This window comes from Xanthomonas pisi DSM 18956 (assembly GCF_001010415.1).
GTDB lineage: Bacteria > Pseudomonadota > Gammaproteobacteria > Xanthomonadales > Xanthomonadaceae > Xanthomonas > Xanthomonas pisi.
In genome coordinates this window covers 1-15,066 of record NZ_JPLE01000052.1, presented here as the reverse complement: position 1 = coordinate 15,066, position 15,066 = coordinate 1, and the positions used below count along the sequence as shown (strand labels likewise).

The 15,066-nt window shown below is 65.3% G+C and carries 9 protein-coding genes and 1 other RNA gene; 5 read left to right on the top strand and 5 right to left on the bottom strand.

Translation table 11 applies throughout. The features are described 5' to 3' along the window. Window positions 1-67 precede the first annotated feature (67 nt). Both Y887_RS12755 and Y887_RS12750 read left to right on the top strand, forming a co-directional pair. Window positions 68-1,849, top strand: a complete 1,782-nt coding sequence (locus Y887_RS12755; RefSeq protein WP_046964693.1) for an autotransporter assembly complex protein TamA — start codon at window positions 68-70, stop codon at window positions 1,847-1,849. Next, window positions 1,846-5,700: a translocation/assembly module TamB domain-containing protein gene (locus Y887_RS12750; RefSeq protein ID WP_046964692.1), complete on the top strand. Its 3,855-nt coding sequence runs from the start codon at window positions 1,846-1,848 to the stop codon at window positions 5,698-5,700. The genes Y887_RS12755 and Y887_RS12750 overlap by 4 nt, the downstream gene beginning before the upstream one ends. 149 nt (window positions 5,701-5,849) lie before the next feature. Here the strand turns inward: Y887_RS12750 and Y887_RS21110 are convergent, their stop codons facing one another. The 3 genes from Y887_RS21110 to Y887_RS21105 are packed head-to-tail and all read right to left on the bottom strand — an operon-like array spanning window position 5,850 to window position 10,760. Further along, window positions 5,850-7,367, bottom strand: a complete 1,518-nt coding sequence (locus Y887_RS21110; RefSeq protein WP_046964691.1) for a hypothetical protein — start codon at window positions 7,365-7,367, stop codon at window positions 5,850-5,852. Further along, window positions 7,364-9,055 carry a molecular chaperone HscC gene (locus Y887_RS12740; protein ID WP_046964709.1) on the bottom strand — a complete coding sequence of 564 codons (1,692 nt, stop codon included), beginning with the start codon at window positions 9,053-9,055 and terminating at the stop codon, window positions 7,364-7,366. Before Y887_RS12740 ends, Y887_RS21110 begins: the two co-directional genes overlap by 4 nt. Before the next feature lie 34 nt (window positions 9,056-9,089). After that, window positions 9,090-10,760 (bottom strand): J domain-containing protein, encoded by a 1,671-nt coding sequence (locus tag Y887_RS21105; RefSeq protein ID WP_181113203.1) that lies wholly within the window; start codon window positions 10,758-10,760, stop codon window positions 9,090-9,092. A 253-nt stretch (window positions 10,761-11,013) separates the two neighbouring features. On the opposite strand from Y887_RS21105, the gene Y887_RS12730 reads away from it, so the two are divergent. Genes Y887_RS12730 through Y887_RS12720 form a run of 3 tightly spaced genes read left to right on the top strand, consistent with a single transcriptional unit; the run spans window position 11,014 to window position 12,110 of the window. Then, the gene (locus Y887_RS12730; protein WP_046964689.1) at window positions 11,014-11,442 is read left to right on the top strand and encodes a hypothetical protein; all 429 of its coding nucleotides are present in this window, start codon (window positions 11,014-11,016) and stop codon (window positions 11,440-11,442) included. A gap of 10 nt (window positions 11,443-11,452) precedes the next feature. After that, entirely contained in the window at window positions 11,453-11,902 is a 450-nt protein-coding gene (locus Y887_RS12725) for a type II 3-dehydroquinate dehydratase (protein WP_046964688.1), read from the top strand. After that, entirely contained in the window at window positions 11,883-12,110 is a 228-nt protein-coding gene (locus tag Y887_RS12720) for a hypothetical protein (RefSeq protein ID WP_006449106.1), read from the top strand. The genes Y887_RS12725 and Y887_RS12720 overlap by 20 nt, the downstream gene beginning before the upstream one ends. A gap of 101 nt (window positions 12,111-12,211) precedes the next feature. On the opposite strand, the gene Y887_RS19140 is transcribed toward Y887_RS12720, so the two are convergent. Next, window positions 12,212-12,287, bottom strand: a non-coding RNA gene (locus Y887_RS19140) — sX9 sRNA. A 498-nt stretch (window positions 12,288-12,785) separates the two neighbouring features. Further along, entirely contained in the window at window positions 12,786-14,516 is a 1,731-nt protein-coding gene (locus Y887_RS12715; RefSeq protein ID WP_046964687.1) for an outer membrane protein assembly factor BamB family protein, read from the bottom strand. Window positions 14,517-15,066: the final 550 nt, after the last annotated feature.

Sequence of the window (15,066 nt, the reverse complement as noted above, 5' to 3'; positions counted from 1 at the left end):
GCTGCCGTATAGGCGTGTTTCTTCAGATTTTTTGTCCCTTCACGCCCAGGCTGGGTATCCTTTGCCGATGCTTAAAGCCGCGTTTGCTCTCTCCCTGCTGTGTACCCTGTTCGTTCCGTTGCAAGCGGTTGCCCGGGCGACCATCGACAAGATCGAGATCAAGGGCCTGGACGACGGCGACGATGCCGAGATGATCGAGAACATCGAGGTTTCCCTGTCTCTTTATGAGGCCGTCGGTAAAGAGCAGGGCGAATCGCGATTGGAGTACCTGCTGGCGCAGGCGGAACGGCAGACGCGTGAGGCGCTGGAACCGTTCGGTTACTACTCGCCGACCATCGAACTTGCCGCGCCGCGCAACGGCGACAGGGTGACGGTGGTGATCACCGTGAACCGTGGCGAGCCGGTCCGGGTACGCACCTCGCATATCTCCATCACCGGCTGGGCCGAGCAGGACCGTTATCTGGGGCAGGATCTCAAGCAGTTCGAGCCGCGCGAAGGCCAGGTCTTCAGCCACCCGCAATACGAAGCCAGCAAGGTGCGCATCACACGGCGCCTGGCCGAGCGCGGGTACTTCGATGCCGATTTCACCCAGCGCCGGGTGGCGGTGACGCGCGCCGAGCACGCTGCCGACATCGACCTGAATTGGGATAGCGGCCGCCGCTACGACATGGGCAAGGTACGCTTCGACTACGACTACTTTCGCGATGGCCTGTTCGACCCGCTGGTGTATTGGGACGAAGGCAGCTACTACCACGAAGGCAAGCTGGATCGGCTGCGCGAGTCGCTGACCAAACTGGATTACTTCAGCACCATCGACATCCAGCCCAAGCCCGAAGAAGCCGACGCCGATGGCCGCGTACCGGTGGACGTCAAGCTCACCCGCGCCAAGCGCACTGTCTATACCTCGGGCCTGAGCTACGGCAGCGAGAGCGGGGCCGGTGTGCGCGGCGGTGTGGAGCGGCGCTATGTGAATTCGCGCGGCCACAAGATGGACACGCAGCTGGACTACGCACAGAACCGCAAGAGCCTGACCACCAGCTACCGGGTACCGGCGTTCCGCTGGCTCGACGGCTGGTATACCGCCTCGGCGCGGCTGTACGACGAGCAGACCGAGTACATCGACCTGCGCAACGTCAAACTCACCGGCAGCCGCAGCGGCCAGATCAACGAACGCTGGAGCGCCATCGCCTCGATCAATGCCTTGCGCGAGCGCTGGCGTTTCAGCAGCGGCAACGACTTCGAAGGTGCGGTGTACGAAACCTCCACGCTGATCTATCCGCAGCTGCAGGCCAATTACGTCAATGTCGACGACCGGCTGTTCCCGCGCAGCGGTGTGTCGGGCCAGGCGCTGATCCGTGGCGGCGCAGAAGGTGCGGGGTCGGACACCAACTTCGGCCAGCTCTACGGGCAGCTACGCTGGTTTCTGGGGGCCGGCGACAACAGCCGGATCATCCTGCGCGGCGAAGGCGGCACCACCTGGACCAGCGACCTGGTGGCGATGCCGCCCAGCCTGCGGTTCTTTGCCGGCGGCGCCAACAGCATCCGCGGCTATGCCTTCCGCGAAGTCGGTCCACGCACGCCCAAGCCGGACGAATTCGCGCTCGGTGCCAAGAACGTGGTCACTGCCAGCGCCGAGTACGAGCATTACCTCAAGGGCGGCCCCTGGGGCGGCGCGGTGTTTGTCGATAGCGGCAGCGCCTTCGACGACCGCCCCGACTGGCATACCGGTATCGGCTTCGGTTTGCGTTGGCGCTCGCCGGTGGGACCGGTGCGCGTGGACATTGCACACGGCTTGAACGATCCCGACTCGCAGTTCCAGCTCTATATCGATATCGGGGCCAACCTGTGAGCACACCGACGCCGCCCTCCGCACCGCGCCGTGCGCGTTTCTATCGCCGGCGCCGGTTCTGGGTGGGCTCGGGGCTGACCGTGCTCGGGCTGGTGCTGCTGGCCTTGATCGCGATCTATTGGTTATTGCAGACCGTGGCCGGGCGCGACGTGTTGCTGGCGCAGGTGGTTGCGCGCCTGCCGGTGGGTGCCAGCTTCACTTACGGCAGCGTCGAAGGCCCGGTTGCCGGCCCGCTGACCTTGCGCAATGTCGACTTCAGGTATCAGGACATCCACTTCACCGCCGAGCGCGTGTATCTGGAGCCGGATCTGCGCCCGCTACTGGGGCGCAAGCTGCAGCTGGACGCAGTGCAGGTCAGCAACGCCACCTTGAACCTGGGCAAGAGCGAGGAGCCGTTCAAACTCCCCAGCTGGCCCGAATCGCTGCCGCAGATCGAGGTGCCGCTGGCGATCCAGGCCGACAAGATTGCAGTGGACAACCTGCGCATCACCCAGCTGCAGCAGCCGATGATCGTGCTGCACAAGATGCAGGGCGGGCTGGAAGTGGCGACCGGGGAACTGCGCACGCGCGGCCTGGTGATCGATACCGACATGGGCGATTTCCGCCTGCATGGCGATTACATCCCCAACGACGATTACCACGCCGATCTCACCGCCACCGCAGTGCTGCCGGCCGCGCGTGGTCGCACGCCGGCCAGCCTGGGCCTGGTCGCGCGCGGTGACCTGGACAAGATGGAAGTGGCCATCGCCGGCCGTGCACCGGCCCCGCTGCAGGCCAGCCTGGTGTTCACCGGCCGCGACGACCCGACCTGGGCGTTCAAGGCCGTCACCGAGGCACTGGATCCCTCGCTGCTGATGCCGGCCGCCGATGGTGCGGCCGCCGCACCGGCCACGCCGATCGCCTTGAACCTGACTGCCTCCGGCAAGGGCGGCAATGCCGACCTGCAGGGCAGCGTCAAACAGGGCGAGCTGAGCGCCACCTTGCAGCCGTCGCACATCAGCCTGCAGGAGCAGGTGTTGACGGTCGAACCGTTGGTGATCGACACCTTCGAAGGCCGCACCCAGCTGCGCGGCACCGCCGATTTCCGCGACACGCAGAATCCGAGCTTCCGCTTTGCGGTCAATGCCAAGGGCCTGCGCTTCACGCCCACGCCCGACCCGGCCACCCCCGATGCGCCGGTGGTGCCGGTGGAATTGCTCGATGCACGCCTGGGCGTTGCCGGCACGCTGAAAGCCTGGGCGGCGATCGGCCGCGCCAGCGTGGAGCGCGACGGCCAGCAGGCCGCGCTGGTATTCGACAGCCGTGGCAACGAGCAACGCGCGCAGCTCAAGCAGGTGCAGGCCACAACGCCGGGCGGCTCGCTGGATGTCACCGGCGAAGTGGCCTGGGCGCCGGAGCTGCAATGGGATGTCACCGCGCAACTGGCCAAGTTCGATCCGGGCTATTTCGCGCCGGGCTGGAACGGCAACCTCTCCGGCAAGATCGCCTCCAAGGGCCGGCAGTTGCCGGCGCCGGCGGGTGGCGTGTCGCCGGGTTTCGAGGCCACTGCCGACATCCCCGGCCTGAGCGGCCAGCTGCGCCAGCGCGCGCTGTCGGCCAACGGCAAGTTCGCCCTGCGTGGCGAACAGGGCGAAGGCGAACTGCAGCTGTCGCTGGGCAATAGCCGCGTCACCGCCAAGGGCAAGGTCGGCGACCAGCTGGAGATCGCCGCGCAACTGCAGCCGCTGCAACTGGACGACGTGCTGCCAGGCGCCACCGGCACCGTGCGCGGGCAGCTACAGGTCAGCGGCCGCCGCGATGCGCCGGACATCACCGCCGACATCGCCGGCAACGGCCTGCGCTGGGACACCTACAGCGCGCAAACCATCAGCCTGCGTGGGCGCCTGCCATGGCGCGGCAGCGATGGACAATTGGCGTTGCAGGCCACTGCCATCGAAGCCGGCGTGGTGCTGGACAGCGTGCGGGTGCAGGCACGCGGCGCGGTGGAAGCGCTGCGTCTGGATGCCGATATCGCCAACAGCATGGCCAGCGTCGCGCTGCAGGGCGATGTCCGCCGCGCTGGCGAACGCTGGCAGGGCCAGGTCGCCACGCTGCGGATTGCCCCGGCCAAGGGCGATGCCTGGGCGCTGCGGCAGCCGGCGCAGTTCAGCACAGACGGCGCGGCCTTCACCTTGTCCGACACCTGCCTGGGTGCGGCCACCGGCGGGGCACTGTGCGCCAGCGCCAACTGGCCGCGCGAGGGTATGGTGGTGCATGGCGATGCCTTGCCGCTGTCGCTGGTGCAGCCGTGGCTGCCCAAGCAGGAAGGCCGGCAGATCTATCTGCGTGGCGAATTGTCGCTGGACGGCAGTTTCAGGCCGCGCGGCAATGCATGGGAAGGCAGCCTGCGCATCGCTTCGCCCGAAGGCGGCATCCGCCTGGGTGAAACCCGTTACGCCGCCGTGGCCGGCAACCCCAATCGCGGCGAGTTGCTGCGCTACGACCAGTTCAGCGTGCAGGCCGATTTCACCCAGCAGCAGATCCAGGCAAAGCTCGGTATCGGCTTCCAGGGCGCCGGCTTTGTCGATGCCAAGTTCAACACCGGCTGGGACGCATACGCGCCGCTCAACGGCGAGCTGTATCTCAACATGTCGCGTCTGTACTGGCTGGAGCTGGTGGTGGCCGATGTAGTGCGGCCCAAGGGCCTGGTCGAAGGCCATGTGAGCCTGCGCGGCACCCGCGACAAGCCGCTGCTCGGCGGCGATGCCACCTTGAGCGATTTCACTGCCGAATACCCGTCGATGGGTTTGACCCTGAGCGAGGGCAAGGGCCGTTTCGACGCGCTGCCCGATGGCTCGGCCAAGATCACCGCCTCGGCCAAATCCGGCGAAGGCACGCTCACCGTCGATGGCGGGTTGTCGTGGTTCGGTACCAGCACGCCGCTGCTGCTGAATATCCGCGGCAATAACGTGCTGGCGTACAACACCAGCGAGTTGCGCATCATCGCCAACCCGGACATGCAGTTCGGCATCACCGACAACACCATGCAGCTGCGCGGCAAGGTCACCGTGCCCGAAGCCGATATCGATCTGGAACGCCTGGATCGCGGCACCTCGGTGTCCGAAGACGTGGTGGTGCTGGACCCGGTCGACCCGGAAGCCGCGCCGTCCTCGCTCCTGGATATGGACCTGGCCATCGTGCTCGGCGACAAGGTCAACATGAGCGGCTTCGGCCTGAAGGGCGGCCTGAGCGGGCAGATGCAGATCCGCGCGCGCCCGGGGCGCGAGATGACCGCCAATGGCGGGCTGGATGTGCGCGGCCGCTACAAGGCCTATGGCCAGGACCTGACCATCACCCGCGGCCAGCTGACCTGGAACAACAACATCGTCTCCGACCCGCGCGTGAGCCTGCGCGCCGAGCGCAAGATCGGCGATGTCACCGCCGGTATCGACGTCAGCGGCCGCGCCGAATCGCCACGCGCCGATGTCTGGTCCGAGCCGGCGATGTCGCAATCCGAAGCGCTGTCGTACCTGGTGCTCGGCCGCGGCCTGTCCACCGCCAGCAGCGACGAAACCCAGCAGGTCAGCGCCGCCTCGGCCGCGCTGTCGGCTGGCAGCAGCCTGATCGCCTCGCAGATCGGCGCCAAGCTCGGCCTGGACGAAGCCGGCGTCAGCCAATCCAGCACGCTGGGCTCGGTGGTGGGCTTTGGCAAGTATCTCTCGCCCAAACTCTATGTCGGTTACGGCGTCTCGATGATTGGCGGCGGTTCGGTCCTGACGCTGAAATACCTGCTCAGCCGCGGCTTCGACGTGGAAGCCGAATCCAGCACGGTGGAGACCAAGGGGTCTGTGAACTGGCGGCGGGAGAAGTAGGCGCGTTGCTTCCGTTTCCGGATGCGGGAACACCGGCTCCCGCATCGGCCACGTCACGGAGCAACTCCGGCGGCGTGCGGGGCGACCCCGCGCAGCGCGCCGTCGTCATCGCATCCCGTCAGGGCCTGGGGTGGGTTCCCCGTCAGCGATCAGCGGGTTGCGATCTTGCGGAACTTCCACTGCGAGATCATGTCCGCGCCCCAGGCGATTGCGGTCGCCAGCAGCGCGACCGCTGGATACGCGATCAGTGCGCCAAGCGCGACGAAGGCGGCCTTGGCGAGGAAGATCGCGGCCCAGATCCATCCCCAGCTCCAGCGAAACGCGAAGGTCTTGCCTTCGCGGCTTGCCCAGCGCAGAAGCGCCATCAACAGCAGCGGCAAGGCGACGATGGTTGCTGCGCTCTGCAGCCCGGCAACGATCAATGCGCCTGCCAGCATGCCGATGGCCGGAATGAACAGGCGTTGCACCCACGGATGCTTCACGCGCGGGTCGGCCTCGGGCCGACATTGCCAACGCCCTAGAGACGTCAAGCAATACCAGGCGGACCAGCCGACGATACTGATGGCCGCGCCGTACAGGCCAACCTTCAGGACTGGCGACATGGCCGGCGCGGGATTGTGGTCGAGCATGGCCAGCAACAGGCACAGCAGGAAGAAGACGCTGCCGACGATCGCGCTGCGCGCCAGTCCCAGCACTGCGGCCGCCGGATTGAACAGGTGCCGCTCGCTGGCTATGTACCAGCGCAGTGCACTTTCCCGATCCAGCGGCGCTGGCGGCTTGCTGCCGTCCGGGAGATAGCCGATCAGATCCAGCAGGCGGCGAATGCGGTCGGCGCGACCTGGCCACAGCATTGCGGCAAGTGCGGCGCCCTCCGATTCTGCCGGCGCCAACCATCCCAGCAGCTTGCGCACCTGAGGCAGCGAGGCCGATGCATCACCACGGCGCTGCAGCTCCCGGGCCAACTGGCTGTGCCCGGCCGGTAGCAGCAGCCACCGGCGATGCATCCGTGTACGCGCCTGTTCGACCACGTAAGGGTCGGGCGCATCCAGCGACTGCTCCCAGTCAAAGAAGTCCGCCAGCACGTCGTAGTTGTCTGCAACCAGCGCGTGGCTGTCGGCCAGCAGGCAGCGCTGCAAGGTACTACCGATCTGCGGCTTGAACTCCAGCGACCATAGTTCCGGTTGCGCGGTCAGCCATTGCCGCAGTTCCTGCGGCTCCACTGTGGCAGCCTGCCGCAGGATGCGTCGCTGCACTTGTTCCACATCGACGTCGGGCAACGGCGGTTGCGGCGGCGCGATCCAGTCGACAGAAATCGCAGGGGCTGTGCGGGGCGCTGCATCCGGCTGCGCCGACTCGGGCCATTGTGCGTTGGCGTACTGGGCGTCCGGCGTTGGAGAGAGGGCGATCTGTCGTGGCAGGGCAGACCGGTCGTTGTGCACCGCGGTCTCAGACGTGTCTTCATGCTGGTCATTGGCCTGATCGACCATCGCTCTCTCTGCGCGGTCACGCGACCAGGCGAGCGCGGCTTGGTAGGTTTCATGCAGTTGCTGGAAACCGACCGGATCGTCGTCCGGGCGGGTGACTTTCAGGCGTGTTGCATACGCGCGCTTGATCGCACGCGCATCTGCATCCACCTCCAGGCCAAGCGCTTCCAGCGCCCACTTCATGCACGCGCCTCCAGCTCGTCCAACGCCTGCGCAAGTTCGTCGCGGTGGCGCTCGATACGGTGTAGATCCTGGCTCTCGAGCACCTCACGGAACTGCGCCATCCACTGCTGCACCATGTGCCGTGCGTCGATGTATTCCTCGTAGACGCGCTCGGTCCGCGCCATCAACGCGATATTCTGCTGCTGGTCGCGCGGATGCACCTTGATGGCCGCCAACGCCTGCAGTCGCCGCGTGATCTCCTCACGATCGAGCAGCCCTGGATTCTGTTCCAGTACCAGCTCGTGACGCTTGCCGGTGGCATCCTCGATCACCTCGACTTGCAGCAGCCCATCGACATCGTAGGTGAAGCGGGTCAGCACTCCTTGCTCGTCGCGTGAACGCTTGGGATCCAGCGCAACACGCAGTTCTCCCAGCTTGATGTTCTTTTCCACCATGGGATTTTCGCCCTGGTAGACATCGATGATGACCTGGCTTTGCTGCTCGTTCATTGGATAGAAGCGGTCCTCGCGGCTCACCGGCACCACGCTGTTGCGCGGGATGATGGGATGGAAATAGCCGGAGCGGACCTTGCCGTCGTTGCCTTGACGCGCCACCTGCGTACCCAGGGTGTACGGGCAGACATCGGTGAGCACCACTTCGCGCAGGCTCTCGTCGCGGCTTTTCAGGCCGGCAGCGACGACCGCGCCCAACGCGATGGCATGATCCGGGTTGACGTGACGCAGCGGTAGCCGGCCAAGCATGCGCGTGGCCAGGCGGCTGATCATCGGCATGCGCACTGCGCCGCCAACCAGCACGATGTCGTCCAGCTCAGAGGGTTTGAGCTTTGCATCGCGCAAGGCGCGCTCGATCGGCGCACGCATACGCTGCAGCAACGGCTCGGCCAGCTGCGCAAAGCGTGCTTCGTCGATTTCCCAGGCATAGCTGTGTCCGGCCATGCTCACGTTGAGCGCGCCTTGTGCCTGCGTACTCAGTTCGCGCTTGAGCTGTTCCAGCCGGCGGCGCAGCTGCGCGCTGTCGCCAGGCGCAAGCTTGGCAGCATCGAGGCGATGCTCGGCACAGAAGCCTTCCACCAGTACCTCGAGAAAATCCTCGCCGCCGAGAAAATTGTCGCCGGCACTGGCGTGCACTTCGACCACGCCATCGAACATTTCCAGCAGCGACACGTCGAACGTGCCGCCGCCCAGGTCCAGTACCAGCACGCGGCCTTCGCCGCCACGTTCCTGCAGCCCGTAGGCCAGCGCGGCGGCGGTGGGCTCGTTGATCAGCCGTTCCACGCGAATACCCGCCAGTTCGCCGGCCACACGCGTGGCTTTACGCTGCGCATCGGAAAAGTAGGCAGGGACGCTGATCACCGCTTCTTCGATCTTGCTGCCCAGCGCCGCTTCGGCATCGGCAATCAACGAGCGCAGGATCAGTGCAGATAACTCTTCGGGGCGGAAGCTGCGCTGGCCCAGCTTGGTTTCGCGCGGGCTCCCCATCCAGCGTTTGAATGCCGCCATGCTCAGGTGTGGATGTGTCACCAGGCGCTCGCGTGCCGGCTGGCCGACCAGCAGGCTGCCGTCGTCGCCGATGCTGATCACCGACGGTGTCAGCAGGCTGCCGTGCGGATTGGAAAACAACCTCCCACCCTCGGCATCGTGCACGCCGATCAGCGAGTGTGTGGTGCCGAGGTCGATACCTACGATCATGAGCAGATCCTTGTGTCCATTCAGTGCGGAAATTTTATTGGTGCCCATGCAGGCGACGATGCTGCGCATCCTGGATCAGCGAGACCACCCAAAGCAGCAGCGCGAAAATCGTGCCAGGCCAGGCACCCGCCTGCGACACCAGCAGGACCGGCGTGCCTAGTCCCACAAACGTGAGCATGGGCATGATCGCCGATCGTGAATCGGCTTCCATACGCCCCGTGAGGCGAAAAATGGCGATATAGGCAAGCGCTGCGCTACAGGCGGCTCCCCAACCGCCGCTGCGCATGCCTGCCAGGATGACGATGCTGGCTGTCGGCACCGCCCAGCGGTGCGCAATGCGCTTACCCTTGCTCGAAAGCGTGGTGCGCGCCTGCCAGCGCGCCGCCATCTGGACCAGCACCAGCGCACTCCAGATCGCCAGACTCGCCCCTAGAGCGCTGAAAATCCAGGACGCAGCGGCGATACCGGCAATCGGAAGCATCAAGGTCGCCCCGGTTGCGAGCAAGGCGGCGACGACCAGTCCGCGTCCAAGATCGACCGCCAGCTGCCAGCCATGAGGGCGTCGCGGGTCGCCCAGCTGCCTCCAGAAGCGCACGTGTCGCGGCTGTAGCACTGCGGGCAAACCGCGGGGGAACCATTGATTGACGATGCCGCAGAAGCGGTACATCCAGGTCGGCCGCATCGGCAGCAAGGCAGACAGGAAGCACTCCCACCGTGAGGGTGGCCCGACCACGCGTGCTCTGAGCGCTTCGGCCCATTGTGGCGTCATCCTCTGCCAGTGTGCCGCTTCCAGTTCCTTGGCCAGAACGGCCGCATCGCCGCCAGGCGCCAGTGCAGCGAGTCGTCGCCGACTGCGCTCCTGCACCTGTGCCGACTTGCGCGCATCGTGCAGCCAAGCGCGATCTTCTCGATCGTGATCTAACTGGCTCCAACATAGAGTCCTCGATAGCGTGTCGATGGCGTCCAGTGGCAGCGACGCCTGTCTTTGGCGCAATGCACGCAAGACGTAAGTGCCGAGCATGGCGCGTTCGTCGTCGGGTAGCACAGTGACCCGCTGCGTCATCCACTGGTCAAGGAGATCCGGCGACCTCCCAAGTACGATAGCCATCACGCGGCCGGTCCAGAGCGCATAACGCAAATCGCTGTCTGGGTCATCGGAGAAAGCGGCGACCAAGGCATCGAAGGCTGCGTCGGACAGGGTCACGCCATCGTGTGCTATCCGGTTGGCGATGTCGTAGCCAATGCGTGGGCGCAATTCCAGCGACCAGAGTTCGGGCAGGGCGCGCGACCAGGCGCTAAAGTCTGCTGCGGGCATGGAGTGGGTCGCAGCGAGGATGCGCGTGGCGACTTCCTGCACATGGGCATCGTCCTGCCACTGTGTCAGTTCGGCTTCCAGCAACGGCTGCTGCACGAGTTCAGCATGCACGCGGCGGTGGCTGATGCGTGCTTCTTCGTTGATCGAAACTGACTGCTGTTTCGATGCCATTGGCGTGCCGGCGTCGATGTCCGCGGCCGTCGCTGCGGCGTCCAGCCACGGTGTTGCTTCTAACCACGCCAATGCGGCCTGATAGGTTTCGTGCAGTTGCTGGAATGCCACCGGATCATCATCCGGGCGAGTGGTTTTCAGGCGTGCGGCGTACGCGCGCTTGATCGCGCGCGCATCGGCATCCGCTGAGAGACCCAGCGCTTCCATTGCCCAGCTCATCGTTGCAATCCTGCAACCCCGATGGGGTGATCGCGTTCCATCCTGACCTGCTCCCGGCTCCAATCACGCGTTATCGACCGGTGGCGGACGAACTTTACGCCGCTGTCCTACAGGGCGGATGGGGTTTTGAATGAATCGGTACATGCAGCCATTACGTACTCTTTATGTCAGCACGCCGGAACGTGCCTAGCCTCTTTACGCCGCGCAGATCTACCTTGGCACTCCCGCACTGTGGTGCGTTGAGCCAAAAACGATGTGTATCCTGATTTTGCGAGGTCCTCAGACCGATCCGGCGCCGTTGGTGCCGGTGCAGTTGCCTGAGTGTGCTGGGCGTGCATTGCGCACGCTGGCGTGTGCTGATGTGGATAGCTTGATTGCCGAGCTGCATGCGGCCGGTGGCGATGCCGAGGTGGAACTGGTGTTGCTGGACTCGGGCGATCTGCCGCTGTCCGAGCGCAGCTGTGCCAGGGCCTTGCGTGCGGCGGTGGATGCATTGCCCACGCCGTACATCGAGCTGCATGCCGATGCGGCGCAGGAACTGGAGCCGTGGCTGCATCCGCAGCATGCGCCGTTGGCGGTGGTAATTGCGCCGCACGATGCGCCGCGTGCCTATGCGATGTCGCTGGGCATTGCCGCGCGTTGTCTGCCGTCGTTGCACGCGCCGTTGCGCGTGGCTGCCTGAGGACGCCGGCATGTCGATCATGATCGTACGTGGGCCGGAAGCATCGTCGCCGCTGGTGCGTGGGTCGCAGCCGTTGCCGCGGGCCGTGATCCGGCAGCTGGTGCAGTGTGCCGGCGACGCGGGCAAGACGGTGGCCTTGCGTGCCTGCGGGTCGGAGCAGGAGTTGCTGGATGCCTTGCGCGTGGCCGGACAGGCGCGGATGGAAATTGCGTTGATCGATCCGGGCAGTTGCGTGGACAGCGTACGCCTGCACCGGGTGCTGGCGTCGTTGCGCTACCCCTACGTGGAGGCGCATGACGACAGCACCGACCGGCCGGAGCGCTGCCTGCCGGCGGGTCTGGGCGAGTGCATTGCGACGGTGCGCGGTTACTGCGCGCAGAGCTATCTGCTCGGGCTGGAAATCGCGTTGGAACATCTGGGCTGCACGGAGATCCAGGGCGATGTCCACGTCGGTACCTGAGCTGCGCCAGCTGCATTATTTCGCCGACTACGAAGGCTATTGCGATGGTCGGCCGGTGCTGTGGGGGCAACTCGCCCATAGCGTGGAGGTGCCTGCCGACGGTGTGCTGGATGCCGCAGGACTGGTGTGCGCCTTGCGCCGTCGCGCGGCCGAGGCGCATGGGCTGGAAGCTGGGCAGATCCGGCTGTGCCAGGTCACGCGTTTGTAGCGGTCATGCCGCTACCGCAGCGTGGCCGGCATGTGCACCGATGTCGTGGCCGGCACCGAAACACGTTGCCTTCCTGGCGTGACCACCACGGCATTTAGAGCGGCTAACACAACGTAGCCAGCAGTCGTCAGGTGGGCGTGGGCGGCGCGGAGGAAGCGCAGTGTACGAATGGGACATGCCGCATCGAGCACAGGCCGCGCCCGCCTGGTGGTGAGCGCAGTCGTTCTGTTAGTTGCTCTTGGTGTGACCTCGGCACACCGATCGCTGTCCTTCTGCGCGATCTGGCGCGCGCCAATTCCACGACGCCACATCCGGGTGGCGCATTGGAGGCGATCGCGCACCCGATTTTAAGTGGATCACGCGCGCGCCCTGGTTGCTTGGCCCGACCGGCATGCAGGACAGTTGCAACCCCATCGCACTGCCTGGGCGCATCCCCGGGCGCACACACAAGCGCGGCGCTAACGCATGGCGTGGCGCTGTTGCGCCACCTCGCAGCTGGATTGGACGGGAATCGGAGGTACGCCGCTGTTGCCGTGCCCGATCGGCACGCAAACATCCGCCATCCACCGCGTCCTGCGTCAGGGTCCTGATGAGCGCAGATACAACGACGCCACCCGAAGGTGGCGCCGTCGTCTTGCCATCGCTGCGCGTCAACGCAGGGCAGGTGCTAGCCGCTTACTTGGCCGCACCGCTGTCCGGCACGAACTTGATCAGCTGGTTGCTGGTCGCTGCAGTACCGAAGTTGAAGCGGCCGTAGCCGGCGCCCCAATACAACGCACCATTGACCACGGCCGGCGAGCTGATGACCGAGCCGGTGGCGTCGTAGTTCCACAGCGTGGCGCCGGTGTCGGTGTCGAGGGCGACCATGTTGCCGGCCATCGAACCGGCGTACAGCAGGTTCGGCGACACGGTCAGCGAGCCCTGGCCGCCGGCCGGCACGTTCGGATTCACGCGGTTGATGCCGGGTACCTTGACCTGCCACTTGATCTTGCCGGTGGCGGCATCCAGTGCCGCCCACGAGCCGCCGTTGTGGCTGACGGTGTTGTCCGGTCCCAGCGTGTAGGTGGCGTTGGAGCTGTTGTTGATGGCCACATAGACCTGCGACTTGTACGGGTCGAACGCGGTGCCCCATTCGACGCCGCCTGTGGTGCCGCCCGGACCGACCTGGGTGGACCACACCTTGGCGCCGGTCCTGGCGTCGAAGGCCCAATAGATGCCACTCTTCTGCCCTGCGCCGACCAGCTGCTGCGGCTTGCCGTCACGCCACACGGTGAACAGCTGCACGCCGGCACCACCGAAATCGTAATCGGGGCCGGTCAGGTTGGTTGCCTGTGTATTCGGGCAAAGGCCGTTGGTGGGTGCGACGATGCACGACAGGTTCCAGGCGTCGTAACCCTGTGCGCGATTGGCCCAGGCCAGCTTGCCGGTATCCAGATTCAACGCCACCACCGAGTCGACGTAGTTATCCGGCGCCATGCAGTTCAGTTCGTCCTGCACGGTGAGCTCGCTGCCGCGGTAGGAGCGCGCATTGGAGACGCAGTTGCCCACGCTCTGCGGAATGTTGTAGTTGTTGCCGGTGCCGAAATACAGGCGGCGGCTGATCGGATCGATCGCCACCTGGCCCCACACCGAGGCGCCGGTGTAGCCCTCGGGCACGTTGTAGAACTGCCACAGCTTCTTGCCGGTGTTCAGATCCAGCGCCACGACGCTGCCGCGGAAGCTGAAGGTATGGGTCGGGTCGAGATTGCCCCAGTCGCCGGAGGACACCGGCACGTAAATGCGGTTGCCGTAGATGACCGGCGAGGAGGTGATGCGTGCTTGCGGGTTGGCTTCGGCAGTGGTCTTCCACAACAGCTTGCCGGTCTTCTTGTCGATCGCCAGCACGGTGCCTGCAGCCTGGTCGCCGACGATGATGCTCTTGGCGCTGATGGCCGGGGTGTTGCGCGTCACCGAGGCGGCGTTGCCGGTGTAGTCGGACAACTTGGCCTGCCAGTTCGGCTTGCCGGTCTGGGTGTCGACGCTGTACAGGGTGCCGCCCCAGTCGGGCACATACAGGGTGCCGCCCTCCACGCTCGGCGTAGCCGAGATGTCGCCGGTGGTGGTCAGGGTCCAGGCCGGCTTGAGGCCTTTGACGGTGGTGCGATTGATCTTCCACTCACCCGGTGCGAAGCGCGAGTTGAAGTAACCGCCACCGGCGGTGGGCCAATTGGTGGGGCTCGCGAACGGGAGGTTGCTGCCGAAGGCGCTCCACACCTGGCCGGAGCGCGCGAACGCCTGGGCATCCAGGGATGAAACCGACTGTTGGGCGGTGGCGGCGCCGGGCTGGGCGAAAGCCACTGCGCTGGCAAGCAGGCAGGGAATGAGCGTCAAACTGCGTAACCGCAAGCGGCGATTGGAGTTGGTCATCACGGCATGTCCATTGATGGAAGGAAGCGCTGGATCCCCCCGGATCTGCGTGGTGAAGATCGCCGATTGCCGTGTCCGTGCAACACGCGCACGCCGCTGTATTCATGCGACGGTCGGGTCCGTTTGTATCTGGTGCTACCAGCTCGAAAAATTTGCGTTCAGCACGTGCGTTAATCGCACAAATAGTGATGATTCATCACTATTCCGCTTAAGTACGATAGAAAAAATGATTCAACGCGATAGCGTTAAATTCGTCTGCAATTCATGGGTTTGCAAAAAGTAACCAGGAAATTTTGCGCCACCTTGTGCAGTGGGTCGCAGTCGATGGTGCATCACCAGCGCCCCCAGCGCGGCGCATCCCGAAGCCCTGCCGGATCCCAGCTGCACGAGGCTTCGCACGTACCCTCATCCGGCGCTTCGCGCCACCTTCTCCCGATGGGAGAAGGGATGATCGGGCGTAGGCTCACTCACTCATGCACGTCTCGTGGCGAGATAAGCCCTCTCCCGGCGCGAGGTAAGCCCGGCTCCCACCGGGAGAGCAACTGTCTTG

Bases quoted from the DNA above. Each gene is read 5' to 3' on its own strand.
- Y887_RS12755 (WP_046964693.1), top strand. From the start codon at position 68: ATGCTTAAAGCCGCGTTTGCTCTCTCCCTGCTGTGTACCCTGTTCGTT.
- Y887_RS21110 (WP_046964691.1), bottom strand. From the start codon at position 7,367: ATGAAGTGGGCGCTGGAAGCGCTTGGCCTGGAGGTGGATGCAGATGCG.
- Y887_RS12740 (WP_046964709.1), bottom strand. From the start codon at position 9,055: ATGATCGTAGGTATCGACCTCGGCACCACACACTCGCTGATCGGCGTG.
- Y887_RS21105 (WP_181113203.1), bottom strand. From the start codon at position 10,760: ATGAGCTGGGCAATGGAAGCGCTGGGTCTCTCAGCGGATGCCGATGCG.
- Y887_RS12730 (WP_046964689.1), top strand. From the start codon at position 11,014: ATGTGTATCCTGATTTTGCGAGGTCCTCAGACCGATCCGGCGCCGTTG.
- Y887_RS12725 (WP_046964688.1), top strand. From the start codon at position 11,453: ATGTCGATCATGATCGTACGTGGGCCGGAAGCATCGTCGCCGCTGGTG.
- Y887_RS12720 (WP_006449106.1), top strand. From the start codon at position 11,883: ATGTCCACGTCGGTACCTGAGCTGCGCCAGCTGCATTATTTCGCCGAC.
- Y887_RS12715 (WP_046964687.1), bottom strand. From the start codon at position 14,516: ATGACCAACTCCAATCGCCGCTTGCGGTTACGCAGTTTGACGCTCATT.